The organism is Limnochorda sp. LNt (genome assembly GCF_035593265.1).
Taxonomy (GTDB): Bacteria; Bacillota; Limnochordia; order Limnochordales; family Geochordaceae; genus Geochorda; species Geochorda subterranea.
Genome location: NZ_CP141614.1, coordinates 2,334,153 through 2,356,472 on the forward strand (window position 1 = coordinate 2,334,153; position 22,320 = coordinate 2,356,472).

General features: G+C 71.6%; 24 protein-coding genes. 6 read left to right on the plus strand and 18 right to left on the minus strand.

All coding sequences use genetic code 11. The features are described 5' to 3' along the window. Positions 1 to 3: 3 nt before the first annotated feature. From VLY81_RS11080 to VLY81_RS11090, 3 genes are all read left to right on the plus strand, one after another. A complete protein-coding gene (locus VLY81_RS11080) occupies positions 4 to 870 on the plus strand; it encodes a carbohydrate ABC transporter permease (RefSeq protein ID WP_324668236.1) in 867 nt (288 codons plus the stop codon). An 89-nt stretch (positions 871 to 959) separates the two neighbouring features. After that, positions 960 to 2,246 carry a flavodoxin-dependent (E)-4-hydroxy-3-methylbut-2-enyl-diphosphate synthase gene (gene ispG, locus VLY81_RS11085; RefSeq protein ID WP_324668237.1) on the plus strand — a complete coding sequence of 429 codons (1,287 nt, stop codon included), beginning with the start codon at positions 960 to 962 and terminating at the stop codon, positions 2,244 to 2,246. Between the two features lie 4 nt (positions 2,247 to 2,250). Then, positions 2,251 to 3,129 carry a YitT family protein gene (locus VLY81_RS11090; RefSeq protein WP_324668238.1) on the plus strand — a complete coding sequence of 293 codons (879 nt, stop codon included), beginning with the start codon at positions 2,251 to 2,253 and terminating at the stop codon, positions 3,127 to 3,129. Here VLY81_RS11090 and VLY81_RS11095 read toward each other — a convergent pair. Then, the gene (locus VLY81_RS11095; protein ID WP_324668239.1) at positions 3,113 to 4,945 is read right to left on the minus strand and encodes a histidine kinase; all 1,833 of its coding nucleotides are present in this window, start codon (positions 4,943 to 4,945) and stop codon (positions 3,113 to 3,115) included. The two genes, VLY81_RS11090 and VLY81_RS11095, sit on opposite strands and share 17 nt — an antisense overlap. A 178-nt stretch (positions 4,946 to 5,123) precedes the next feature. Beyond that, positions 5,124 to 5,438, minus strand: coding sequence for an RNA recognition motif domain-containing protein (locus tag VLY81_RS11100; protein WP_324668240.1), 315 nt, complete (start codon positions 5,436 to 5,438; stop codon positions 5,124 to 5,126). A gap of 357 nt (positions 5,439 to 5,795) precedes the next feature. Between VLY81_RS11100 and VLY81_RS11105 the strand changes: the two genes are divergently transcribed. Next, positions 5,796 to 6,878, plus strand: a complete 1,083-nt coding sequence (locus tag VLY81_RS11105; RefSeq protein WP_324668241.1) for a glycoside hydrolase family 130 protein — start codon at positions 5,796 to 5,798, stop codon at positions 6,876 to 6,878. Positions 6,879 to 7,121: 243 nt separating this feature from the next. After that, positions 7,122 to 8,477 carry a transposase gene (locus VLY81_RS11110; protein ID WP_324668242.1) on the plus strand — a complete coding sequence of 452 codons (1,356 nt, stop codon included), beginning with the start codon at positions 7,122 to 7,124 and terminating at the stop codon, positions 8,475 to 8,477. Positions 8,478 to 8,617: 140 nt separating this feature from the next. Here VLY81_RS11110 and VLY81_RS11115 read toward each other — a convergent pair whose 3' ends face one another. After that, complete coding sequence (locus VLY81_RS11115; RefSeq protein ID WP_324668243.1) at positions 8,618 to 9,007, minus strand: flagellar protein FlaG; 390 nt, start codon at positions 9,005 to 9,007, stop codon at positions 8,618 to 8,620. 73 nt (positions 9,008 to 9,080) lie between these two features. After that, on the minus strand, positions 9,081 to 9,755 hold the full coding sequence (locus VLY81_RS11120; RefSeq protein ID WP_324668244.1) for a DNA-3-methyladenine glycosylase: 675 nt from the start codon (positions 9,753 to 9,755) through the stop codon (positions 9,081 to 9,083). A gap of 84 nt (positions 9,756 to 9,839) precedes the next feature. On the opposite strand from VLY81_RS11120, the gene VLY81_RS11125 reads away from it, so the two are divergent. Further along, complete coding sequence (locus VLY81_RS11125) at positions 9,840 to 11,273, plus strand: ArsB/NhaD family transporter (protein WP_324668245.1); 1,434 nt, start codon at positions 9,840 to 9,842, stop codon at positions 11,271 to 11,273. On the opposite strand, the gene VLY81_RS11130 is transcribed toward VLY81_RS11125, so the two are convergent. The 14 genes from VLY81_RS11130 to fliW form a co-directional block, all read right to left on the minus strand. Then, on the minus strand, positions 11,270 to 12,082 hold the full coding sequence (locus VLY81_RS11130) for a CheR family methyltransferase (RefSeq protein WP_324668246.1): 813 nt from the start codon (positions 12,080 to 12,082) through the stop codon (positions 11,270 to 11,272). The two genes, VLY81_RS11125 and VLY81_RS11130, sit on opposite strands and share 4 nt — an antisense overlap. A gap of 27 nt (positions 12,083 to 12,109) precedes the next feature. Beyond that, positions 12,110 to 14,020, minus strand: a complete 1,911-nt coding sequence (locus VLY81_RS11135) for a FapA family protein (RefSeq protein WP_324668247.1) — start codon at positions 14,018 to 14,020, stop codon at positions 12,110 to 12,112. 4 nt (positions 14,021 to 14,024) lie between these two features. Next, positions 14,025 to 14,609 (minus strand): CheB methylesterase domain-containing protein, encoded by a 585-nt coding sequence (locus VLY81_RS11140; RefSeq protein ID WP_324668248.1) that lies wholly within the window; start codon positions 14,607 to 14,609, stop codon positions 14,025 to 14,027. A gap of 83 nt (positions 14,610 to 14,692) precedes the next feature. Then, entirely contained in the window at positions 14,693 to 15,136 is a 444-nt protein-coding gene (locus VLY81_RS11145; protein ID WP_324668249.1) for a helix-turn-helix domain-containing protein, read from the minus strand. Positions 15,137 to 15,138: 2 nt separating this feature from the next. Next, the gene (locus VLY81_RS11150) at positions 15,139 to 15,645 is read right to left on the minus strand and encodes a chemotaxis protein CheD (protein WP_324668250.1); all 507 of its coding nucleotides are present in this window, start codon (positions 15,643 to 15,645) and stop codon (positions 15,139 to 15,141) included. Next, complete coding sequence (locus VLY81_RS11155) at positions 15,642 to 16,271, minus strand: chemotaxis protein CheC (RefSeq protein ID WP_324670410.1); 630 nt, start codon at positions 16,269 to 16,271, stop codon at positions 15,642 to 15,644. The genes VLY81_RS11150 and VLY81_RS11155 overlap by 4 nt, the downstream gene beginning before the upstream one ends. A gap of 42 nt (positions 16,272 to 16,313) precedes the next feature. Next, positions 16,314 to 16,679, minus strand: coding sequence for a response regulator (locus VLY81_RS11160; protein ID WP_324668251.1), 366 nt, complete (start codon positions 16,677 to 16,679; stop codon positions 16,314 to 16,316). A 36-nt stretch (positions 16,680 to 16,715) separates the two neighbouring features. Continuing rightward, a complete protein-coding gene (locus VLY81_RS11165) occupies positions 16,716 to 18,215 on the minus strand; it encodes a chemotaxis protein CheA (RefSeq protein ID WP_324668252.1) in 1,500 nt (499 codons plus the stop codon). Between the two features lie 5 nt (positions 18,216 to 18,220). Further along, positions 18,221 to 18,751: an Hpt domain-containing protein gene (locus tag VLY81_RS11170; RefSeq protein WP_324668253.1), complete on the minus strand. Its 531-nt coding sequence runs from the start codon at positions 18,749 to 18,751 to the stop codon at positions 18,221 to 18,223. A gap of 7 nt (positions 18,752 to 18,758) precedes the next feature. Continuing rightward, a complete protein-coding gene (locus tag VLY81_RS11175) occupies positions 18,759 to 19,709 on the minus strand; it encodes a FliM/FliN family flagellar motor switch protein (protein WP_324668254.1) in 951 nt (316 codons plus the stop codon). 40 nt (positions 19,710 to 19,749) lie between these two features. Beyond that, positions 19,750 to 20,799, minus strand: coding sequence for a flagellar motor switch protein FliM (fliM, locus tag VLY81_RS11180; protein WP_324668255.1), 1,050 nt, complete (start codon positions 20,797 to 20,799; stop codon positions 19,750 to 19,752). Further along, positions 20,765 to 21,406 (minus strand): chemotaxis protein CheW, encoded by a 642-nt coding sequence (locus tag VLY81_RS11185; protein WP_324668256.1) that lies wholly within the window; start codon positions 21,404 to 21,406, stop codon positions 20,765 to 20,767. Before VLY81_RS11185 ends, fliM begins: the two co-directional genes overlap by 35 nt. Before the next feature lie 121 nt (positions 21,407 to 21,527). Beyond that, positions 21,528 to 21,785 carry an Rrf2 family transcriptional regulator gene (locus VLY81_RS11190; protein ID WP_324668257.1) on the minus strand — a complete coding sequence of 86 codons (258 nt, stop codon included), beginning with the start codon at positions 21,783 to 21,785 and terminating at the stop codon, positions 21,528 to 21,530. 31 nt (positions 21,786 to 21,816) lie between these two features. Then, positions 21,817 to 22,299 (minus strand): flagellar assembly protein FliW, encoded by a 483-nt coding sequence (gene fliW, locus VLY81_RS11195; RefSeq protein WP_324668258.1) that lies wholly within the window; start codon positions 22,297 to 22,299, stop codon positions 21,817 to 21,819. Positions 22,300 to 22,320: the final 21 nt, after the last annotated feature.

Genomic DNA, 22,320 nt, shown 5'->3' on the forward strand with positions numbered 1-22,320 from the left:
ACGATGGAGGCCGTGTCGCGGATCCTCAAGGGGCTTCGCTGGGTCGCCCTCTACGCGGCGGTGGGCGTCTTCGTGGTGCTGGCGGTCTTCCCGTTCTACTGGATGCTGTTGACCTCGTTCAAGCAAAACCGGGACCTCTACGTCGGCGCCACCAACCTGAGTCACGTGCCGTGGATCTTCAACGCGCCGCCCACCCTCAGCCACGTCCGACTGCTCTTCCAGGGCACGCCGTACGTGACGTGGCTGTACAACACGCTGGTGGTGGGGGCGGCGGTGGTGGTCATCACGCTGGTGGTGGCGCTGCCGGCGGGCTACAGCCTGGCGCGCCTGGTGGGCCACTGGGGCGAGCGGCTGGGCATCGGGATCTTCCTGACCTACCTGGTGCCGTCGACGCTCTTGTTCATCCCCTTCAGCCGGCTCGTCTCAGCGCTGGGGCTGCAAAACTCGCTGTGGGCGCTGGTGCTGGTCTACCCCACCTTCACCATCCCGTTCACCACGTGGCTGCTGATGGGCTTCTTCCGCTCCATTCCCCGGGATCTGGAGGAGCAGGCGATGATCGACGGCTACAGCCGCCTGGCCGGCATCGTGCGGGTGGTGATGCCGCTGTCGGTGGCGGGCGTGCTGACGGCCGTCATCTTCGCCTTCACGCTGGTGATGCAGGAGTTCGTCTACGCGCTCACCTTCGTCAGCTCGGTCGACCGCATGACGGTCAGCCTGGGAGTGCCGGTGGCACTGGTGCGAGGGGACGTGTACTACTGGGGCTCCCTGATGGCGGCGGCCCTCTTCGCCAGCGTGCCCATCGCCGTCCTGTACAGCCTCTTCATGGACCGCTTCATCGCGGGGCTGACGGCCGGCGCGGTCAAGGGCTGAGAGGAGGATGCGCCCGGCCGCTCCTTGATGCGCCCTGCCTCCCGGTTAGAATGACGGGGGAAGCCTTGCGAGAGTCGGAGGCGTCGCGCATGCAGGGATGGCAGCTGCCGGGCGCCGGCGCCACCGGGGCGGTCGACGAGGCGGTCCGCGTCGGCCCGGAGCGGCGGCGCCGGTCGGTGCCGGTCGACGTCGGGGGCGTCGTCATCGGCGGCGGGCGCCCGGTGGTCGTGCAGTCCATGACCAACACCGAGACGGCCGACGTCGAGGCCACCGTGCGCCAGATCGTGGAGCTGGCCGATGCCGGCTCGGAACTGGTGCGGATCACCGTCAACCACGACGAGGCGGCGCAGGCCGTGCCCCGCATCGTCGAGCGGGTGCGCGCGATGGGGTACGCCACGCCCATCGTGGGCGACTTCCACTACAACGGCCACCTCCTCCTGAGCCGCTACCCCGACTGCGCCCGGGCGTTGGACAAGTACCGGATCAACCCCGGCAACGTGGGCGCCGGGGAGACGCACGACGACAACTTCCGCACCATCGTCCAGCGCGCCATCGAGTACGGCAAGCCCGTGCGCATCGGCGTCAACTGGGGCTCCCTCGACAAGCGGCTGCTGGCCGAGCTGATGGACCGAAACGCTCGCCGGCCCGAGCCCCGGGAGGCCCGCGAGGTGCTGCTGGAGGCCATGGTCGAGAGCGCCTTGCGCTCGGCCCGGATGGCAGAGGACCTGGGGCTGCCCCACGACCGCATCGTGCTCAGCGCCAAGGTCTCCAGCGTGCCCGAGCTGGTGGCGGTCTACCGCCGGCTGGCCGAGGCTTGCGACTACCCCCTGCACCTGGGTCTGACCGAGGCGGGCATGGGCACGCGAGGGGTCGTGGCCAGCACGGCCGGGCTGGCCATCCTGCTGTGGGAGGGCATCGGCGACACCATCCGGGTCTCGCTGACGCCCCGCCCCGCAGAGCCCCGCACGGAGGAGGTGCGCGTCGCCCAGCAGATCCTGCAGTCGCTGGGTCTGCGCAGCTTCGCGCCCCAGGTGAGCGCCTGCCCCGGCTGCGGACGCACCAGCAGCACCTTCTTCCAGGAGATGGCCGAAGAGGTGACCCGCTACATCCAGCGCCGCATGCCGGAGTGGCGACGCCTCTACCCGGGTGTCGAGGATCTCAAGGTGGCGGTGATGGGCTGCGTGGTCAACGGCCCGGGCGAGAGCCGCCACGCCGACATCGGCATCTCCCTGCCCGGCACCTTCGAGGAGCCCAGGGCCCCCGTCTACGTCGACGGCCGCCTGGTCACCACCCTGCGGGGCGAGGGGCTGGTCGCCGAGTTCCTGGAGATCCTGGAGGCCTACGTGCGCCGGCGCTACGCCGCCGACGGAGCCTGAGGCCATGGCGCCCTCCCGGGGAGCGGGCCGCCTGCGCCGGTGGGCCCGGGCCGCCGGCCGCCTGCTGCCGTGGCTGCAGATCGTGGGCGGGGCCCTGGTCACGGCCATCGCCGTCAACGTCTTCCTGGTGCCCTTCAAGCTGGCCGACGGCGGCATCGTGGGCCTCTCCATCGTGCTGCACTACCGCTTCGGCCTGCCCATCGCGCCGCTGGTGGTGGCCCTCAACGTGCCCATCTTCCTGGCGGGATGGCGGGTGGTGGGACTCTCCTTCGTCGCCCGCACCTTCTTCGGGGTGGGAGCGCTGGCCTTCTTCATCCACGTCACCCGAGGGCTGGCCCCCATCACCCACGACGTGCTGCTGGGGACGCTCTACGCCGGGGTGGTGCAGGGGATCGGCCTCGGGATCGTCTTGCGGGCTGGGGGCTCCACGGGCGGCACCGACACGCTGGCCCGCATCCTGTCACGGCGCACGGGCTGGAAAGTGGGGCAGCTCATCCTCATCTTCGACCTGGGCGTCCTGACGGCGGCCGCGCTCACCTTCGGGCCCGAGCAGGCGCTGTATGCGGCGGTCACCCTCTTCCTGACCAGCCGCGTCATCGACTTCATCCTGGAGGGGCAGTACTCGGCCCGCGCCGTCATGATCGTCTCGGATCGCCACCAGGTCATCGCCTCGCGCATCCTGCAGGAGCTGGAGCGCGGCGCCACGCTGCTGGAGGCCCGGGGCGCCTACACCGGCGCCGAGCGGCCCGTGGTCTACTGCGTGGTGAGCCGGGACCAGGTGCCCCGCTTGCGGGCCATCGTCCACGAGGAGGACGCCCGGGCCTTCATGGTGATGCACGAGGCGGCCGAGGTACTGGGCGAGGGGTTCACGCGGATGCCTTGAAGGGCACCCGCACCTCGACCCGGGTGCCCTGCCCGGGGCTCGAGACGATCTCGAGCTGCCCGCCCACGAGATCCATCCGCTCCCGCATGCCGAGCAGCCCCAGGGGCGGGCGGTCGCGGCGCGCCATCACCTCGGCGGGGACGAACCCCCGTCCGTCGTCGACGATGGTCATCTCCACGGTCCCCTGGTCGGCATCGCCCTGGCAGTGGATCCGCACCTCGACCCGCCGGGCACCCGCATGCCGTAGCACGTTGGTGACGGCCTCCTGAGCGACCCGGAAGACGGCGATCTCGACCGAGGGCGGCAGGCGCAGGTCCGCGCAGGCGTCGACGTCGGCCACCACCGTCAAGCCGGCCGGCTCCAGGTGCGTGCGGGCGTACCATATCACCGCCGCGGCCAGGCTGAGGTCGTCGAGGGCCGCCGGCCGCAGGTCGTAGGTGATGCGCCGCACGTCCTCCAGGGTCGCCTCGGCCAGCTGCCGGAGTTGCCCGAGCCGCCTGGCCAGTTGGCCGTCGGGGTCGCGCAGGCCCTGCAGCATCCAGTCGATGCGGAGCATGATGGCCGTCAGCGACTGCCCCACGCTGTCGTGGAGCTCGCGGGCGATGCGCCGCCGCTCCTCCTCCTGGGCCCCCATCACCCGGGTCAGGAGCCGCCCGCGCAGGCGCTCCTTCTCGCGCACCTCGTCGAAGAGGCGCAGGTTTTCGACCGCGATGGCCACCAGATTGGCCACCGCCTCGAGCAGCGTCACGTCCTCGGGGGAGAAAGCGGGGCCCGACCTGCGGGCCACCACCAGGTGGCCGTAGCGGCGCTCCTTGACCACCAGGGGCAGCTCCAACCGCACGGCGGGAGGCTCCCCCTCGCGCAGCAGCTCGGCCGCTCCCCACTGCCGGGCCATGGTGGGGGCCTGGCCGTCGGAGAGCACGATGGCGCAGGCGTCGCTGCGCACGAGGCGTCCTGTCTCCTCCACCACCTGCGCCAGCGCATCCTCGAGCCGCTCGCTCTCGGCCAGCGTCCGGCCGAAGAGGTGCAGCCCCGACAGCCATCGGGTGAGCTGCCCCACCTCGCGCTGAAGCCCGGTGGTATGCCGCTGGATCCGCTCGGCCATGTCGTTGAAGGCTCGCGCCAGCAGCCCCAGCTCGTCATGGCTGCGCCAGGCCACCCGGGCCGCGTAGTCGCCAGCAGCGATGCGCTCCACCCCGGCCACCAGTGCGGCCAGAGGGCGCAGCAGCAGGCGGGAGATGGGCAGGCCCAGGGCGACCACCACCACGACCATGGAGACGGCCACCAGGGCCACCAGCCACATGGTGCTGGAGACGACCTGGTCGTAGAGGCGCCGTGTGTCGAGGGAGACCGAGACGGCCCCCAGGATGGGCGGCTGCCCGGCGTGGCAAGGGAGGCAGGAGGGACCGTTTTGCACCGGCTGGACGGCCAGCAGCGCGCCAGCCTCGGCCACCTCCCGCACCAGCGGCTGCCCGGTCGCTACCACCTGCGCCACCTCGGGGTAGTCGCCCACCCGGCCCACGTCGGCCGACTCCGACGAGGCCCAGAGACGGCCGTCGGAGGTGATGACGTCGATGCGCCGCACCATGGGCTCGCCCTGCAGGTGCTGCAGGATCTCGCCGATCTCGTCGGGGTTGTTGCGGATCATGGAGAGGGCCAGGCCGTGGTAGATGGTGGAGGCCAGCGTCTGCGCGGCCAGCTCCACCTGTCGCAGCCCGGCGGCGCGCTGCAGGTGGACCAGGGCGGCGGCAGCCGCCGCGCCCACCCCCAGCACCACCACGAGGACGATGGAGAGGATCCGCTCCCTCAGCCGCACAGGGCACGCCTCCGGGAGCGTGGTTCGAGCCGGCGCGCCGCCGGCCCTGCGGGAAAAGCCAGGAGCCCGGCCAGTGGCCGGGCTCCTGCCCATCGTCGCCAGGGACACCCCCCGAGCGGCACGCCTCTACGAGACGCCACCGCTGAGGGTCATACCGAGCGTCGGCGTCGGCCCGCGCTCAGAAGCTGCGGCGCGGACCCCGCCGGTCGCCGCCCGGTCGGCTGCCCCGCCCGCCATCGGAGCGGTCCGGACGAGCCTGGGCCTCGTTGACCGTCAGCGGCCGGCCGTTGAGCTCGTAGCCGTTGAGCGCCTCGATGACGGATGCGGCGGCCTCGTCCGCCACCTCCACGAAGCCGAAGCCCCGGGAGCGCCCGGTATCCCGGTCGGTGATGACCCGGGCCGACAGCACCTCCGCGTGCTCCGACACCAGGCGCGCCAGGTCGTCGCTCGTCACCGACCAGGGCAGGTTACCGAAGAAGAGGGTCTTGGCCATAGACACCCGATCTCCCCTTGCCGAATCCGGTCCCTCTACACCGGATCCTGGAAGTAATCGCCGGAGGTTGCACGGGACCGGAGCCTGCAAGGGCGCCTGCCGGGGCAACGCTCTCCGCGATCCGCCTCCACTATAGGCCCGCTGCCCGACGAATGCAATAGGAGGCCCGCTCGAGCGCCAGGAGGCACGGCCACGAGCCGTCTCGAGATCGCTGGAGGCCCCGGCCCATCCGGTGGAGGATCAAGGAAATCCCGCGCGTTTGCGGCTTCCCTGGCATCGCGTGACGCCTTGCAGTCGTAACCGCTATCCCATACGCTGTAGCGTGAGTTCCCAACGGGACTCGAGGAGGTCTGACGGGTGGCCATCGAGCTGAAGCGCTACGAGCACAATCCAATCGTGACCCCTGCCGACGTCCCGCCCTCCAGCCCGGATCTCGAGGTGATCGGGGCCTTCAACGCAGGCGCGGCCCTGGTCGGCGACGAGATCGTGCTGCTGCTGCGGGTCGCCGAGCGGCCGATCTCCGCGGACTCGCGGCGTGTCGGCATCCCTCGGGTCGATCTGTCGGAGACGGGCGGTCACATCGAGGTGGAGTGGGTCGACCGTGACGTGCCGGAGCTGGATCTGTCGGACCCGCGGGGCATCCTCTACAAGGGGCGCCAGTACCTGAGCAGCGTCTCGCATCTGCGGGTGGCGCGCAGCCGGGACGGCTTCCACTTCGCCATCGATCCCAAGCCGACGGTGGTGCCCTCGACCCCGTACGAGGTCTACGGGGTCGAGGATCCGCGCATCACCCCCATCGACGGGGCCTATTACGTCTCGTACACGGCCGTGTCGCCCATGGGGGTCTGCGTGCCGCTGCTGCGCACCACGGACTTCGTCCACTTCGAGCGCCTCGGGGTGATCTTCCCCCCCGAGAACAAGAACGTGGTCCTCTTCCCGGACCGCTCCTCCGGCCGCTACGCAGCCTTCCACCGCCCGGCGGGGTCCGCCTTCGGCAGCACCCCCGACATCTGGCTGGCCTACTCGCCGGACCTGCTCCACTGGGGCGACCACCGGCGGCTCATGGGCACCCGCGCCGGCATGTGGGACGCAGGTCGCATCGGCGGGGGCGCGGTGCCCATCGAGACGCCCAAGGGGTGGCTGGCCATCTACCACGCCGCGGTAGGGAGCCGCTACTGCCTGGGCACGGTGCTCTTGGACCGCGAGGCGCCGCACCGCGTGCTGGGACGCTCCGTGGATCCCATCATGACGCCCATCGAGCCGTACGAGCGCGCCGGCTTCTTCGGCTCCGTCGTCTTCACGTGCGGCGCCGTGCGCCGCTCCGACGACGAGGTGCTGGTCTACTACGGGGCGGGCGACTCGACGCTGGGCGTGGCGATGACATCGGTGAGCGAGCTGTTGGAGACGGTGGAGCCCGTCTCGGCCCTGACCGCCGCCTGAGGGCGGCGGTCGGGCTCACGCTCGCTCGTCGACCAGGATGCCGACCAGCTCCCAGATGCGCGCGACCAGATCGAGGTAGCGCTCGGGGGCAGAACCTGCGCCAGTAGCTCAGCCGCCCTAATCAAAGGCCGGAGACGGCTGGGCCCACGAGGGTAGCGGGCGGAGGGGCTCTTTCTTTTTTTCGCTGGAAATGGGGGCGGCAAGCCTCCAGCAAAAGGAAAGCACCCCCGGGCGACGAAGACGATGGCCAGAACACGCGACCAGGGGGTGCTACAGCCGATGGGAGCCACGCCCTCCCACCGGCGGGTCCGACAGTTCGCCGCGTACATGGCCTCCACCTTCTGCCTCGGCCGGCACCTGCGCGGCCTGCGGGATCGGCGCCGGCGGGTGGAGGTGCCCGGCTTCGTCATCGGCTGCGTGCTTTTGGTGGGGTTAGCCCTGCGGGCCCGGTCGATGATGGAGCTGGAGCGCTGGGTGCGGGCCGGCGCCTTCCGCAAGCTGGTAGGACGCCACCGATTGCCGCTTCGGGACTGCCTTCGGGACTGGGCCATGGCCGCCGACGTGGCCTCGGCGTGGGCGATCAACGACGCCATCCTGGCCACGGCCCGCAAGAACGAGACCTTCCGGGGCGGCAGCGTGCATGGCTGGCATGTGGTGGCGCTGGATGGGACCGAGGTGCTGCGCACCCAGGCCCGCTGCTGTGCGGCTTGCCAGGTCTACCGGCATCGGGACGGGCGGGTGGAGTACGCCCACCGGGTCGTGGCGGCCCAGACGGTGCGCTGGCGGCATGGGGACGAGGGGACTATCCGAGTCGGTGCAAGGGTCGGGACGTGCCGCCGGTGGTGTGGGCATGGAGCCCCAGCGGCCGAAGGAAGGGGAGGTCGACGCTGCCTGCGACTGCTTCGGCGCCTGCAGGGCACGCACGGGCATTTCTGCGACGTGGTCACGGTGGATGCCCTGTATGCGCAGGCTCCCTTCCTCGAGGCGGTGCGCGCCCTGGGACTGCACGTCGTGGTGCGCCTGAAGGACGAGCGCTACGCGGTCGTCCAGGACGCAGCGGGACTGCGCCGGGGCCGCCGCTACGGCGAAGCCTTTGTCACCCGCATCGGCTCCTTTCAGGTGGAGGTGCGGGTGTGGGACAGCCCGGAGCTGACCAGCTGGGAGGGGCTCAAGCACCCTATCCGAGTCGTCTATGCCGAAGAGGAGCTGAGCTGGACGGAGCACCAGGGGACTGCCGTCTGGCACTGCAAAGCCCTTCGCATCCTGGAGGTGGCCACCACGCTGAGCCCGGCCGAGGCCAGCGGCCGGGTGGTGTGGGAGATCGCCCGATCCCGTTGGGGGGTAGAGAATGAAGGCTTCCGGCAGCTGAAGCAGGAGTGGCACCTGGACCATGGCTTCCTCCACCACCCGACCGGCATGCAGGTGCTGTGGGCGTTGCTGGCCGCTGGCTACAACCTCTTTCAGCTCTTTCTGGCCCGCCGCATCCGCCGCCGCGGTCCGTGGGAGCAGACCGAGCGGGGCGTGGCCGAGCGGCTGCGGGCGGAGCTGCTGATCGGGGAGGGACCGCTGGGGCTGTATCTGGTCCCGGACACCAGCTGACCCTCCCGCCGGCGGGTGGGGGAAGCCGACCGGGCAAGCCGTATGTTGTGGAAGCCAGCCGGGTGGCCCCGGGGAGGGGGGGAGGTGCCCGGCTCGTTTTGTCCTTCTGACCCCCACCTCACCAATCAACTAACAACTTCTTACTGGTAAACACTGGCGCGATCTCTGCGCTCGGGGGGGATCTCCTTGACGACCTCCTGGGTCCGGGTGTCGATCACCTGGACCCAGATCCGCCCCGTGCCCTCGTGGACGTGAAACTTGAGCTGTCGCCGGGCGTCCGCCAGGATGGTGTTGAGCAGCTCGGTGGTCCGCACGACGACCGAGCGTGGCGGCGCAGCCGCATCCGCCTCGCTCATCGCCGACAACAGCTGCGCCTGCTCCTCCCCGCTCGAGGGGGCACCCGCCGGCCCCGCCGCCCGGTTGACGCCCATCGCGCCATCCGCCGGGCGGGGCGCCGCTCCCCCTGCCGCCGGCGGGGAGACCGGCCGGATGAGAGGCTGGGGCGCCTGGCCGGAGAGACTCGACGACACGCCTACCATCCTCCCTTGCCCCGCCCCCGGTCTGTCGCGTCACCCATCTGTCCACGACGGGAGGGCGCGACCGTCAAGCCCTATCAGGTCCTGAGTCGGCAGGAGTCGCGCGCCCCTTGAGATGGCGCCGCCAGGGCCGGGTCGGGCCTCGGGAGACGAAGGCGGACCCCACCACGAAGAACCGCCACGGCCAGTCGACAGCCCGACTGATGCCGACGCGGGCGGAGCGCCCCACCCGCTCACCGTCGTCAAGCCCCCCTCGGGCGACATAGAGCGGCGGCCGCGTCAGGTCGTGACCGTTGTGGTGGCCACCGATCCCCAGGGCCTGCGTCAGTCGGCCGGGGCCGCTGCACAGGTCCCGCAGACCCTCGACGCCCCTTCGCCGCCGCATCAACTCCACGCCGGCGACGGGTTGGAGGGCGCGGATGAGCACCGCGCCGGCCACGCCCTCCTGCTCCGTGACGACGTTGATGCAGAAGTGGTTGCCGTAGGTGAAGTAGACGTAGGCATGGCCGGGTGGGCCCCACATCATCCGGCTGCGGGGCGTGCGGCGGTAGGCGTGGCTGGCCGGGTCGCTGGGCCCCAGGTAGGCCTCGGTCTCCACGATCCGCCCCGCCACCGCCCCCTCCGGGGTCTCGTGCACCAACAGATGGCCCAACAGGGCCCGCGCCACGATGAGGGTCGGGCGAGCGAAGAAACCCCGGTCCAGGGGACCGGGCGCCCATGCCTCGGCCGTCGCCCCCGTCATGCCAGGGATTGACAGGGCGGGATCCCCCCAGTATGCTCGCGTCGGTCGGGGTTGGGATTCCAGACCGGGAGGGGTGCCGTTCGCGTGCAGCGGTTCATCGCCTTCGTCGTGCTCGTCGCGGCGGTCGCGCTGGTCACCTGGCAGACGGGTTTCACCCCGCCGCAGATCCTGTCGGTCACCGTCTTTTCGGCCTTCATCGTCGGCACCCTCTTGTACTGGCCGTTTCGACTCGCCTTCGCGCTGGTCGGGGTGGCCATCCTGCTGGCCGCTCGCCTGGTCGACATCCCCCACCTGGTGGAGTTCGCGAGCCTGGACGTCATCCTCTTCCTGGTGGGGATGATGATCGTCATCGGCTTCCTGGAGGAGCGCCGCTTCTTCGAGGTCGTGGTGGAGAAGGCCCTGCCGCACGTGGGAGGCTCGGCGCTCTCGTTGCTGTCGGCCGTCATGCTGATGGCCTTCTTCTCGGCAGCCCTGGTGGACGAGGTGACCTCCATCCTCTTCATGTCAGCCATCGTCCTGCGCATCGCCAGGCGCTTCCACCTCAACCCCGTGCCGTACATCATCATGACCGTCTTCGCCACCAACATCGGCAGCTCGGCCACGGTGGTCGGCAACCCCATCGGCGTCCTCATCGCGCTGCGGGCGGGGCTCTCCTTCCCCGACTTCCTGCGCTGGGCCACCCCCATTGCCCTGGCCGCCCTGGTGCTGACCATGATCCTCAGCTTCCTCTACTACCGGCGGCCCCTGCGCGAGCTGCACCAGGCCGTGCATCGGGTCGGTCTGAGTGCGGACCCGGCCGACGCGGAGCGGGCGGCCGCCGGCGAGGCCGCCGCGGCGGGCAACCCCGGGCACGCCGCGGGCTCCTCGACGCCCGACCTGCGCTTCCCGTCGCTTCTCTTCGTCGGCACCGTGGCGGGCCTGGTGCTGCACAAGCAGCTCGAGCACTGGCTCGGCCTCGAGAGCAACACCATGCTGGTCGGCGTCGCCCTCTTCGCCGCCGGCATCGTGCTCCTGGTGGAGCGCCACCGCGCCCGGGAGCTGGTGGAGCGGCGGGTCGACTGGTGGACCCTGGCCTTCTTCCTGCTGCTCTTCGCCTCGGCCGGCACCCTGCGCTACGTGGGCGTGACGGAGCACATCGCCGAGGCGCTGGTCGACGCCACGGGCGGCTCGGTGCCCAGGCTCCTGGTGGCCATCACGTGGAGCATCGGGGCCCTCACCGCGCTGATGGACAACGTCCTGGCCGTGGCCAGCTTCATCCCCATCGTCGGCGACCTGGCCGCCCAGGGCATCGCGGTGCAGCCCCTGTGGTGGGGGATGCTCTTCGGCGGGACCATCCTGGGCAATTTGACCCTCATCGGCAGCACGGCCAACATCGTGGTGCTGGGCCTGCTGGAGCGCCAGGAGCGTCGCAGCGTGGGCTTCATGGAGTGGTTCTGGCCCGGTGCGGTGACCGCCATCCCGTCCTTGATCCTGGCCACGTTGCTGCTCTACCTGCAGCTGCCCCTGCTGATCGGCTAAACGGGGGCCGCATGGCGCCGGTAGAGGGAGTGACCCAGGCGCTCGAGCCCATAGGCGGAGGGGCCGCCGATCTGCTCGGGGCCGCCGACGACCAGCACACCCCCGGCCGTCAGGGCCTGGCTCAAGCCACGGACGACTTGGGCCTGAGCCTCGGCGGTCAGGTAGATGAGGACGTGCCTGCAGAGGATGAGGTGTTGCGCCGTCGGATAGGGATCTCGCAGCAGGTCATGGCGTAACAGGCGCACCTCCGCCGCGATGGAGGGCTCGATGCGCCACGAGCCCGAGGGTGTGCGGCGGAAGTAGCGGCGGCGCAGGGCGTCGGGCACGTTGACCAGGTGCAGCTCGTGATACTCCCCCGCCCGGGCCCGGGCGAGCGCCTCCTCGTCGATGTCGCTGGCCGTGATGCGGTGGCGGCCGGCCTGCCCCATCTCGTGCAGCAGGATGGCCAGGGTGTACGGCTCGGCCCCGATGCTGCAGCCCGCGCTCCAGATGCGCAGGCGACCGAAGGCCGCCAGCAGCTCGGGCAGCACCTGCGACCTGAGCGCCTCCCACGTCGCCGGGTCACGAAAGAACTGCGACGTGTTGATGGTGAGGTAGTCGAGGAAGTCGGAACGGGCTCGCTCGTCTCGCTCCAGGAGCCGCATCAGCGCCGCCATGGTCGCGATGCCGCGCCGGCCCATCCACTGGCGAGTGCGGCGCTCCATCTGCTCGGTCTTGTAGGCGCCCAGGTCGAAGCCGCACCGCTCGTGCAGGCGCCGGCGGAAGAGCTGGAACTCCAGCGACGGCGCTGGTCGGTCGGTGCCGGTCACCTCGCCCGATCCCCCCAGCCCTGCCCGTCAGCGTGCCGCGCCGGCATCGGATGCCGGCCTTTCGTCGGAGCCAGGGGCGTCGGCCAGCGGGCCGGCATCGGGGTGGACCTTGAAGTGCTCGACGCACAGCTTGCCCTCGGCATCCAGGTACGCCCGCAATGCCCTGGCCGGGTCGCGGAAGACGTGCTTTTGCCCGCCGATGCTGACCGTGACGCGGGGGTAGACGAGGGTGGCCAGCACCTTGCCGCGACGCGCCACCACCACCGTGGTGGGCACCCCCGTCGGGCCGCCCAGCTCCCGCGCCAGCACGTCACCCTCGGCCACGGTGACCATCCCGCCCCGGATGACGCCCCGGCGCGCGTCCAGGCCGCGGCCGGCCAGCAACGTGGAGTTGAAGGCGCCGGAGCCGCGGATGACGATCCGACCGCTCGCCTCCAGGTGGGCATTCTGGATGCTGTAGGCGACGATGTCGGCCTCCTGCGTCGAGAAGCCCTCCAGGAGGTCCATCAGCTGCCGGAGCTCGGCGGCCACCTCCTCCATCTCCCGCAGCGTCACCCGCAGGGGGCCCGCACCCACCAGCACCTGGGCGGTGCGCTCCGCGAGGCGGCGGGCTCCGGCTCGTAGCGTGTCGATGCGCTCTCCCAGCGCGGCGAGACGCCGGGCCAGGCGGGGGAGCTCCCAAAACTTGCGCTCGATGAGCCGCTTCAACAGCTCGCCCTCGCTGACGGGCAGCCCTGCCGGGTAGGAGCGGGAGCCATCCCCCTCACCCGCCCGCTCGGCGACTTGACGCCGCAGCTCCCGGGCCGCCTCGACCAGCGACTGGACCTGGGTCGACAGCGGAGCCAGCACCGGCAGCACGTCGTTGAGCGCGGCGGCATGGCCGCCGGCCTCCACCTTGCTGGAGATGATGGTGCGGCCAACGGAGACGGAGCCCCCCGCCGTCACCCGCGCATGGCTCACCAGGCCGCCGACTCTCACCTCGCCCCCCGCCTGCACCTCCAGGCCCTCCAGGACGTCGCCCCGCACGTGGACGTCTCCCGCGAAGCGGATGTGGCCCGCCCCCACGGCGGCGTCGCCCTTCACCTCGTAGACCGGTAGCACCGCCAGTGTCTGCCCCGACAGGTGGGGACGGCCGGGTTCGGTGGCGACGATTTGGGTGCCGTCGTCGGTGAGGCGACATCCCTTGCCCGCCTTGAGCGTGACCGGGCGAGCACGGGGTACGGCCACGGGACGGCCTCGGACGTCCATGCCCGGCACCCCCTCCTGGGGGGGCTCGATGCGCGCCAGCACGGCCCCGGGCTCCACCCAGGTGACCGCCCCCCGCTCGAACAGGTCGATGCGTTCCGCCTCCGGGTCGAGCGCGGGTGCCTGGCGCTCCTCGAAGCAGATGGTGAAGCGCCCGTCACGGGGCGGTACGGGCGGCTGTCCCTCGGCCACCAGGATGGGGGTCGGGGGTGGGTCCGTTACCGCTTGCTCGATGGCCTCGGCCTTGACGCCGAAGCGCACCTGGGCCTGCTCCAGGGCCTTGTTGACGCTCTCTGCCGTGGGAAGGGGGGCCGGCACCTCCTCGACCGGCCGCGCCTGCACCCGCAGCTGCAGGGTCGGCGGCGCGTCCACCAGTTGGTAGCGCCGGCCTGCCGACCGCTCCACGGTCAGGTAGGCCTTCATCGCGTCGTCCGAGACCCGGACGGCCAGCGAGAGGCGCGGCTCGGTCGCGTCGGGCTCGGCCACCACCGTGTCGGTCGGCTCCACCAGGCGCGAGCGCTGGAGCAGGGCGCCGTTGACCCAGACCTTGACGTGCCCCCCGGGCTCCACGACGGGGCGAGGCCCGTCGGGATCGCCGGGGATCACCTCCACCCGGCCCCCTCGGACCGCCAGGAGCGTCGGCCTCGGCGATCCGGGCGCCTGAGCGACATCCTCGACGGCGTCGGTGCCCATTCCCTCACCCCTTCCCCCGGCCGTGGCCGGCCGGTCTGCCGAGGGCCCACTGCACCACCGCTCCGGCCAGCTGCTCCAGCGGTGCCACGCACTCGGCCAGGCCCTCCCTCACCACGGCCCCTGGCATGCTGGGAGCGGCGGCGCTGGCCGGCTCCTGTGCGAAGCAGCGGCCCCCCGCCGCCCGGATGGCGCGGGCGCCGTCCACGCCGTCGGTCCCCATCCCCGTCAGGATGACGGCCAGGGCGTCGGGCCCGAAGCGCCGGGCCACCGACCGCAGCATCACGTCGACGGCCGGGCGCACATGGTGCACGGGCGGGCCGTCGTCCAGATGCAGGCGCCCGTCGGCTCCCACCGTCAGGTGCCACCCCGCAGGCGCCACGAAGCCGACCCCCTCCTCCAGGGGCGCGCCCTCGTAACCCTCGAAAAACGGGATGCGACCCGCATCGGACAGCCGCCGCGCCAGCGGCGCCGTGAAGCCTCGCGGCATGTGCTGCGTCACCAGCAGGGCGACGGGCAGCCCGGCGGGCAGCGCTCGCACCAGCACCTCCAGCGCTCGGGGCCCGCCCGTCGAGGCACCGATGGCCACCACCCGCCGCGCGGGCCGGCCCGTGCCCTCGGTGGGCAGCGGCCGCGCCTCCTCACTCTTCGCGTCGGCGCCCGGCGGCCGCTCGCTCAGCCGTGGCGGCTCCTCCCACGGCCGAAGCGCCAGCGCCTCGACCCGGTCGACGAGCGCCTGGCGAAGGCACGGCCCGCCGCGACCGGGCCGGCGGGCTGGGAAGGCTCTCCACCACGCCTGCCATCCGAGGCCGCCTCCGCCGCGCCCAGCGGCACCGGCGACGCGCCGACCAGCACCAGCACCCGGGCGCGCCAGCGTCGGGCCAGTTCGGGCGCCCGCGCCAGCGCCTGCGTCTCGTGCCCCTCGGCGTCCCACACCACCACGTGCGGGGCTTGCGACCACGGCCACGCCAGGGCCTCGTCGGGGCCGGCCACCACCCCGGCCACCTCGATCTGGCCGGGCGCGTCCAGCGCTCGCCTCAGATAGGCGCGCCCGAACGGCGAGGCGCTCACCAGCAGGACCCGGATGGGTCGGGCCGCCCGGCGGGAAGCGGCGGGCATCGCTAGAGCTCGCGAGCCTCTCTTCCGAGGGTCGTCACCACGACCCGCCCGGTGTCGGCGAAGAGCCGCATCGTCCGGCCCCGGCTGCCTCCGACGTCGTGGGCCACCACCGGGATGCCCAGGGCCCGTAGGGCCGCGCGGACGGCCTCCACGTTGCGCCGGCCCACCTCGAGCGTGGCGTGGTCGCCTCGCAAGAAGAGCTGCGCCCCGCCGGCCAGCTTGGCCTGGAGGCGAGCGGTCCGGGCGCCCGCCGCCGCCATGGCCTCCACCAGCGCCGGGACACCGGTGTCGGCGTAGCGGGCCGGTGCATCGGCCACCAGGCGTCCGTTTTGACTCGACGGCAGGAAGATGTGGGCCAGGCCGGCCACCCGGCTCACCGGGTCGTACAGCGCGACGCCGACGCACGAGCCGAGCCCGATCGCGGCCAGGACGCCCCGTCCCTTGAGCACGTGCAGCTGCCCGATGCGGACGGTCACCAGGGTCGCCTGGTCGGGGCTCGCACGGATCACGATGGCTCCTCGCCCGCCATGCCCAGGGCCTGGATCAGGCGGCTCAGGTGACCCTCGGCGGGCACGAAGAGCAGTTGCCCCTCGACCGCCGCCCCCTCGCCCTGCAGGTGGGTGCGGATGGCCAGCACCCCGGCGTCGCTCCACCCGACCTCGGCCAAGATGGAGCTCAGCACGGCCTCCAGCATGTCGGCGGCCACCGATGGCACCGACGGGATGGCTGCCAGCCCCGTCAGCTCGCCCAGCGCGTTGAGGTAGCTGGTGATGACGACGTTGCCCAGCTCCATGAGGGCCGACGCCTCCAGGTCCGAGACCGTCCGCTCGCCCAGGGGAGTGGAGCCTGAGGCGAGGGGGCCGGAGCCGTCCGCACCCCAGGCGCCCAGCATCTCCTGCAGGATGGCCTGGGCCGACGACTCCGCCAGCAGGAGCACGGCATGGCCCTCGACGCCGCCCGTCACCTGGACGTAAGCGGCCACCACCGGCAGGTGGGGCTCGCCGACCCAGGCCACCACCTCGGGGACGGCCAGGATGGCCACCGCCGGCGCGGTCATCCGCACGAGACGGTCGCCCAGCATCTGGGAGAGCGCCGTGGTCGCGTTGCCCGCCCCGATGTTGCCCAGCTCCCGCAGGGCGTCTCGATGGCGCTCGCTGAGATGGAAGGGCGTGAGGACCTACCCCCCCACCTTCTGGATGGCCTCCAGCACCCGCTGGGGCTGGAACGGCTTGACGAGGAAGTCCTTCGCGCCGGCGTTGAGGGCCTCGATCACCATGGGCTTCTGCCCCATCGCGCTGCAGACGATGATGCGGGCCTGAGGGTCGACCTTCATGATCTCCCGGATGGCCGTGATGCCGTCCATCTTGGGCATGGTGATGTCCATGGTGACGATGTCGGGCCTCAGCTCCTTGTACTTCTCGATGGCATCCAGCCCGTCCTCGGCCTCGCCCACCACCTCGTAGCCGTTGCTCTCCAGGACCTTGCGCAGCGTCATGCGCATGAAGGCCGTGTCGTCGGTGATCAGGATCCGCTTGGCGCCCACGCTGACAAGGATCCTCCCTCCGTCACCGTGACCCCGTCAGACCAGCCACGACGGGTCCAGGATCAGGGCGATGCGCCCGCTGCCGAGAATGGCCGCGCCGGCCACCCCGGGCACCTTGAGGTAGCTCGTGAGGGTGCGGATGACCAGGTCCTGCAGTCCGACCACCCGGTCGACGGCGATGGCCGCCTGCCGCCGCCCCGTGGCGATCACCACCGCCAGGCTGTCGGCGCGGGCCTCCTCCGCGGCCAATCCGAGCCGCACCTTGAGCGACACCAGCGGTACGATGCCGTCCCGGTACCGCAGCACCCGGCGGCCGTGCACCGTCTCGACCCCCGAGGGATCCACCCGCTCGATGCTCTGGATGGCCTCGGCGGGCAAGGCGAAGATCTGGTCGTCGGTCTCCACCAGCAGGGCCTGGATGATAGCCAGGGTCAGCGGCAACCGCACCATGCACAACGTGCCCCGGCCCGCCCGGGTGTGGACGGCGAGGCGGCCGCCCAGCGCCTCGACGGCTGCCTTGGCCGCGTCCATCCCGACGCCCCGCCCCGAGACCTCGGTGACCCGCTCGGCCGTGCTGAAGCCGGGCTCGAAGATGAGCTGCAGCAGCCGTTCGGCGGTCGCCTGCTCCGCCTCCTCGGCGCTGAGACGGCCCCTCTCGACGGCCTTGCGGCGGATCCGCTCAACGTCGATGCCGCGACCGTCGTCCTCCAGCTCGATGACGACGTGGCTGCCCTCGTGACGAGCCGACAGCTTCAACAGCCCCGTGCGAGGCTTGCCGGCCCGCTCCCGCTCGTCGGGCGGCTCGATGCCATGGTCGACCGCGTTGCGGATGAGATGGAGCAACGGCTCGCCGATCTCGTTGACGATGTGCCGGTCCAGCTCCGTCTCCTCGCCCTGGATGACCAGCCTCACCTGCTTGCCGGACCGCCGCGCCAGGTCCCGCACGGCGCGGGGAAACCGGGTGAAGACCTGCCGCAACGGCACCATGCGCAGCCGCATGACGGCGCTCTGCAGCTCGGAGGTGACCCGGCCCAGCTTGGCGATCTGGCTGTCGTCGGGCATCAGCCGCCGCTGGTGGCGATCCTGGATCTGGTTGGAGCTGATCACCAGCTCGCCTACCAGGTCCACGAGGGCGTCCAGCCGGCTGGTCTCGACCCGGACGGTCCCTTCGGCGACGCCGTGACCGGCGGCGTCGCGGCGGCCCGGAGCCGCCTTGGGGGTGGCTGCGCCGGAGGAGGACGCCCCCCGGGCCTCGACGCTCACCGGCGTGACGTCGGCGGCCCGCACCTCCACCACGTTGAGGGCCGCCGCCTGCACCGCCTGCGGAGGCTGGTCGCTGGCCAGCGCGACGACGAAGCGATCGTCGAAGCGCTCCTGCTCCAGCGCCTCCCGTGACGGCCATGTGCCGACGATCTGTCCAACGGTCTCGAGCGCCTTGAGCACCGCGTACGCACGGGGCCCTTTGAAGGCACTGGAGGGGTCGATGGCAACCTCGACCGCGTAGGCTCGGGCGCCCGCAGCCACGGCCTGGCGCAAGGCCGTCATCTCCTGGGCGCCGAGGAACCAAAGCGGCGGTCGGGCCTTGCCATTGGACGACCCGGCCGGCCCCTCTCGCCCGGCGGCGGGTGCCGCCCGGCCCGACGGACCGCGCTCGAGGCGCCGGCCGCGGCTGCGGCCCGCAGGGCCTCGACCAGGCCGGCTGGCTGCCCCGGCCCGTCGCCCTCCGGCACCTCGCCCCGGCTTACCCGCTCCACCATGGCCTCAAGAGCGCCCGCCGCTTCGAAGAGGAGGTCGAACAGCTCGGGCGATGCCGTCTCCGCGCCCGCCCCCGAGCGCAGCCGGTCGAAGACCGACTCCATGGCATGGGCCAGGTCGACCATGGCCTGGTAGCCCATGGTGCCAGCCATGCCCTTGAGGCTGTGCACCACCCGGAAGAGCTCCGGCAGGAGCTCGGCGTCGGCAGGGGCCGACTCGAGCTGCACCAGCCCTTGATCCAGGGTCTGCAGGTACTCCCGGGCCTCGTCGACGAACTGGCCGACCAACTGGGCCAGCTCAGGGGTAGGGCTCGTCACCGCCTGCTCACCCCCCGCCGGCGCCGCTCAGCAGGTCGGGACGCACCAACTGGGTGATCCGCACCCCGAAGCGCTCCCGCACCACGACCACCTCGCCCCGCGCCACCAGCGTGCCCGAGACCAGCACGTCGACGGGCTGGCCGTCGGCGGCGTCCAATTGCACGATGGAGCCGCGGGTGAGGCTCAACACCTCCTGCAGCGACAGGTGAGCCTCTCCCAGGCGCACGGTCACCGGCACCGTGATGCGCTTGATCACGTCGAAGGGGATCCGATCCGGGTCGCTCGCCTCCATCGTCTCGGCCTCCGATGCCAGCGGGCCCGGCTCCCAGCCCACCGCCTCGGATGCGGCCGGAGGGGCCGGGGCAGCGCTCGGACGCGGTGGCGCCGCCGGGGCCGCCCCCGCTGCTGAAGCCAGAAACTCGTCGCTGAGCCGCCGGGCGAACTCGCCGGGAAAGAGCTGGACGATCCGGCTCTCGATGGGCGACGCGCCGACGTCGGCCACGCGGACGGGGAAGGCCACCTGCACCAGGTCGTCCCCGTCGCCGTCGGCCAGCAGCATCCCGTTGTCCGCGAAGGTGCGCAGCATGGTGGTGGGCGGGCTGATGACGATGGCGCGCCGGAAAAGCTGTGAGAGCGCGGTGGCCGCAGCCCCCATCATCTGGTTCATGGCCTCCGAGACGGCGCTCATGCGCATCTCGTCGAGACCATCGCCGCCGTCACCCTCCTCGCCCATCATCAGGGCGGCCACCCGGGCGGCGTCGGCGGGGCGCATCACCAGCAGGTTGCTGCCGGACACCCCCTGCACGTACTCCACCCGCACCACCAGCATCGGCTCGGATGCGGTCTGCACCAGCTCCTCCCAGGTGGCACCCGTCAGCTGGGGCTCGCCTATCTCCACCTGCCGGAGGATGAGATCGGACAGCACCTCACCCGACGCCCGCATGGCCTCGGTGGTCATCCGTCGCAGGGCGTCTCGTTGCGCCGGAGTCAGGCGCAGCTCAGCGGGAGGCACTCGAGGCGACCTCCCCCTCTGGCGTCGACGCGGGCTCTTGCGCCGGTGCCGTCGAAGCCGCACCCGTCAGGCGCACGGCCAGGCGGCCTCCGACCCGGCCGGCCCGTCCCCGAAACTTGGGCCGGTTGGCTACGTGAAGCTCGATCTCGTCGTGAATGCCCGTATCGAGGATCAGCACGTCGCCCTCCTTCAACTCCAGCAGCTCCCCTATCTCCAGGCGAGTGGAGCCCAACACGGCCTCCACGGTGACCACGGTGTCGCTCAACAGCCGCTGCAGCCGTGCCCGGTCCTGTGACTGGGGCCGGGCCTGGGCCCGCAGGAGGTACTCGTTGGAGAGGCTGGGCAAGAGCGGCTCCAGCACCGAGTAGGGCAGGCAGAGGTTGAGGGTGTCGCCGTTGTCGCCCAGCTCCACCTGGAGCGCCACCCACAACACGATGTCCTGGTCCATCACCAGGTTGATGTAGGTGGGGTTGACCTCCACGTCCCGCAGCTCGATGCCGACCGGCAGCAGGCCCGCCCAGGCCTGGCGGTAGGCGTCGCCCACCACGCCCAGCAGCCGGTGCCGCAGGACCTGCAGCTCGATGTCGGTGGGCTCCCGCTGGCCCACCCGCGCCGAGCCGGGCCCGCCGGCCAGGCGCTCGTAGATGTGGTAGGCCAGCTCCAGGCTCAGCTCGAGCACGATGTGGTCGCCGCTCCCGCCGAAGTCGAAGACCGCCAGCAGCGACGGGTTGGGCACCGAGCGGATGAACTCCCCGTAAGTCAGCTGCTGCACCGAGATGACCCGCACCGTCATCTCCGTGCGCAACCGGGCCCCCAGCATGATCCCCAGCAGCCGACCGAACTGCTGGTGGATGCGCTCGATGGACCGCAGCTGATCGCGAGAGAACTTGGACGGCCGCCGGAAGTCGTACGGCACGATCCCCGCCGCGGCCTCCTCGCCCACCACGGCCGAGGCGTCGGCGGGCCGCTCTTCGCCCCCGACCGTCAGGTCCCGGATCAGCTCATCGATCTCTTGCTGACTCAGGATCCGCTCCATCGCCCTCGGCCGCCTCCGCCGCGCTCGTCTCGGCTTGGCCCGTCTCGTCGCCGGATGCCTCACCGGCGCCGCCCAGCTCGCCCACCTCCATGGAAGTCTCCACCTGCTCCAGGGCCTTGATCTCCGCCGCGTGGAGCAACCGCTGCAGATCCAGCAGGATGATCAGCCGGCGCTCCAGCTTGGCCACGCCCTGGATGAAGGCCACGTCGATGCCCGCCAGCACGTTGCCCGCCGGCTCCACCACGCTCTCCCGGATGCGGAGCACCTCGGTGACCGCATCGACGACCAGCCCGATGGTGTGCGGGGGCACGTCCACCACGACGATGCGGGTCCGACGGGGATCGACGGGCGCCTCCAGGCCGAAGCGCTTGCGCAGGTCGACCACAGGAATCACGTGGCCCCGCAGGTTGATGACCCCCTCCACGAAGGCGGGTGCCCCCGGCACCCGGGTGACGTCCTGCAGGGTGATGATCTCGCGCACCCAGTTGATGTCGAGGCCGTAGACCTCCCGGGCCAGCTGGAAGATGACGAGCTGGCGCTCACGCTCCGCGACTTTGGCCGCCGCCCCCGGCCTGCCCGGCGAGGAGGCCCTGGCTGCTTCCGTCACTGCTCGTCCCGCCCCTTCATAAGAGGACACGACCCGACGCGCCAGCCGGCGCCCGGGCCGGGCCTCGAGCCGCCTCCGGTGGTCAAGAGCGGCTTCGACACCTTGGCAGGCGATCCCTCGACTACCGCCCCGAGCCGACCAGCGACTCGTACCGCGCCTGATTGGCCCGGTTGAGGTAGTAGCCGCCCCCCCGCCCCCGCCGCACGCTCACCAGCTTGAAGCGCCGCAGCAACCTGGCCTGGGCTCGGATGTAAGACGGAGCGACCCGCAACTCCATCCCGAGCTCCGCCGAGGAGACCGGCCGGGCGTAGCTGGCCTGGCGTTGGGTCAAGAGGCGCAAGATCTCTTGATGGATGGGGCCCAGCCGGTCCCGATCCATGCCCCCCACTCCGAGTCGTACAAGATCGGGCTCAGGTCGCCACCAGCGCGCCTCGCTCCATCGACGGGAGTGCCTCGTGCCGAGCACTGGCGATGGGGTGGCGGATGGCGTACGGGCTGCCGTCCAGGATGACCTGGATCCCCAGCCGGCGGGAGGGGTTGACGATCAGCGGCGCCTTGAGGTTGGCCGTCGCACCCGCGGGGTCCGCCCGCAACGTCACCAGGGCCAGCACCACCGCGCGCTCGACGTCCTCCTCCTCGGCGATGCCCACGTCGGCCAGCTGGGCCGCGGGGACCCGCGCCACGTAGTCCGGCACCGCCTCCCGGGGATCCATCACCACCAAGGCCAGCGCCGGGTCGTCCACCGACTGCAGGATCCAGAAGGGGCTGTCGTCCCGATGGGGGAGCAGCACGAAGCGCCGCCAGTCGGGAAAGCCGATGAAGCCCTTGGGAAACGTCACGATCCGGCTCGGGTCGATGTCGATGACGCCGAAGCGTGCGGTCTCGATCTCCACCAACCCCCACCCCCTCCAGCG

Bases quoted from the DNA above. Each gene is read 5' to 3' on its own strand.
- VLY81_RS11080 (WP_324668236.1), top strand. From the start codon at position 4: ATGGAGGCCGTGTCGCGGATCCTCAAGGGGCTTCGCTGGGTCGCCCTC.
- ispG (WP_324668237.1), top strand. From the start codon at position 960: ATGCAGGGATGGCAGCTGCCGGGCGCCGGCGCCACCGGGGCGGTCGAC.
- VLY81_RS11090 (WP_324668238.1), top strand. From the start codon at position 2,251: ATGGCGCCCTCCCGGGGAGCGGGCCGCCTGCGCCGGTGGGCCCGGGCC.
- VLY81_RS11100 (WP_324668240.1), bottom strand. From the start codon at position 5,438: ATGGCCAAGACCCTCTTCTTCGGTAACCTGCCCTGGTCGGTGACGAGC.
- VLY81_RS11110 (WP_324668242.1), top strand. From the start codon at position 7,122: ATGGCCAGAACACGCGACCAGGGGGTGCTACAGCCGATGGGAGCCACG.
- VLY81_RS11120 (WP_324668244.1), bottom strand. From the start codon at position 9,755: ATGACGGGGGCGACGGCCGAGGCATGGGCGCCCGGTCCCCTGGACCGG.
- VLY81_RS11135 (WP_324668247.1), bottom strand. From the start codon at position 14,020: ATGGGCACCGACGCCGTCGAGGATGTCGCTCAGGCGCCCGGATCGCCG.
- VLY81_RS11145 (WP_324668249.1), bottom strand. From the start codon at position 15,136: ATGCCCGCCGCTTCCCGCCGGGCGGCCCGACCCATCCGGGTCCTGCTG.
- VLY81_RS11175 (WP_324668254.1), bottom strand. From the start codon at position 19,709: ATGACCACCGAGGCCATGCGGGCGTCGGGTGAGGTGCTGTCCGATCTC.
- fliM (WP_324668255.1), bottom strand. From the start codon at position 20,799: ATGGAGCGGATCCTGAGTCAGCAAGAGATCGATGAGCTGATCCGGGAC.
- VLY81_RS11190 (WP_324668257.1), bottom strand. From the start codon at position 21,785: ATGGATCGGGACCGGCTGGGCCCCATCCATCAAGAGATCTTGCGCCTC.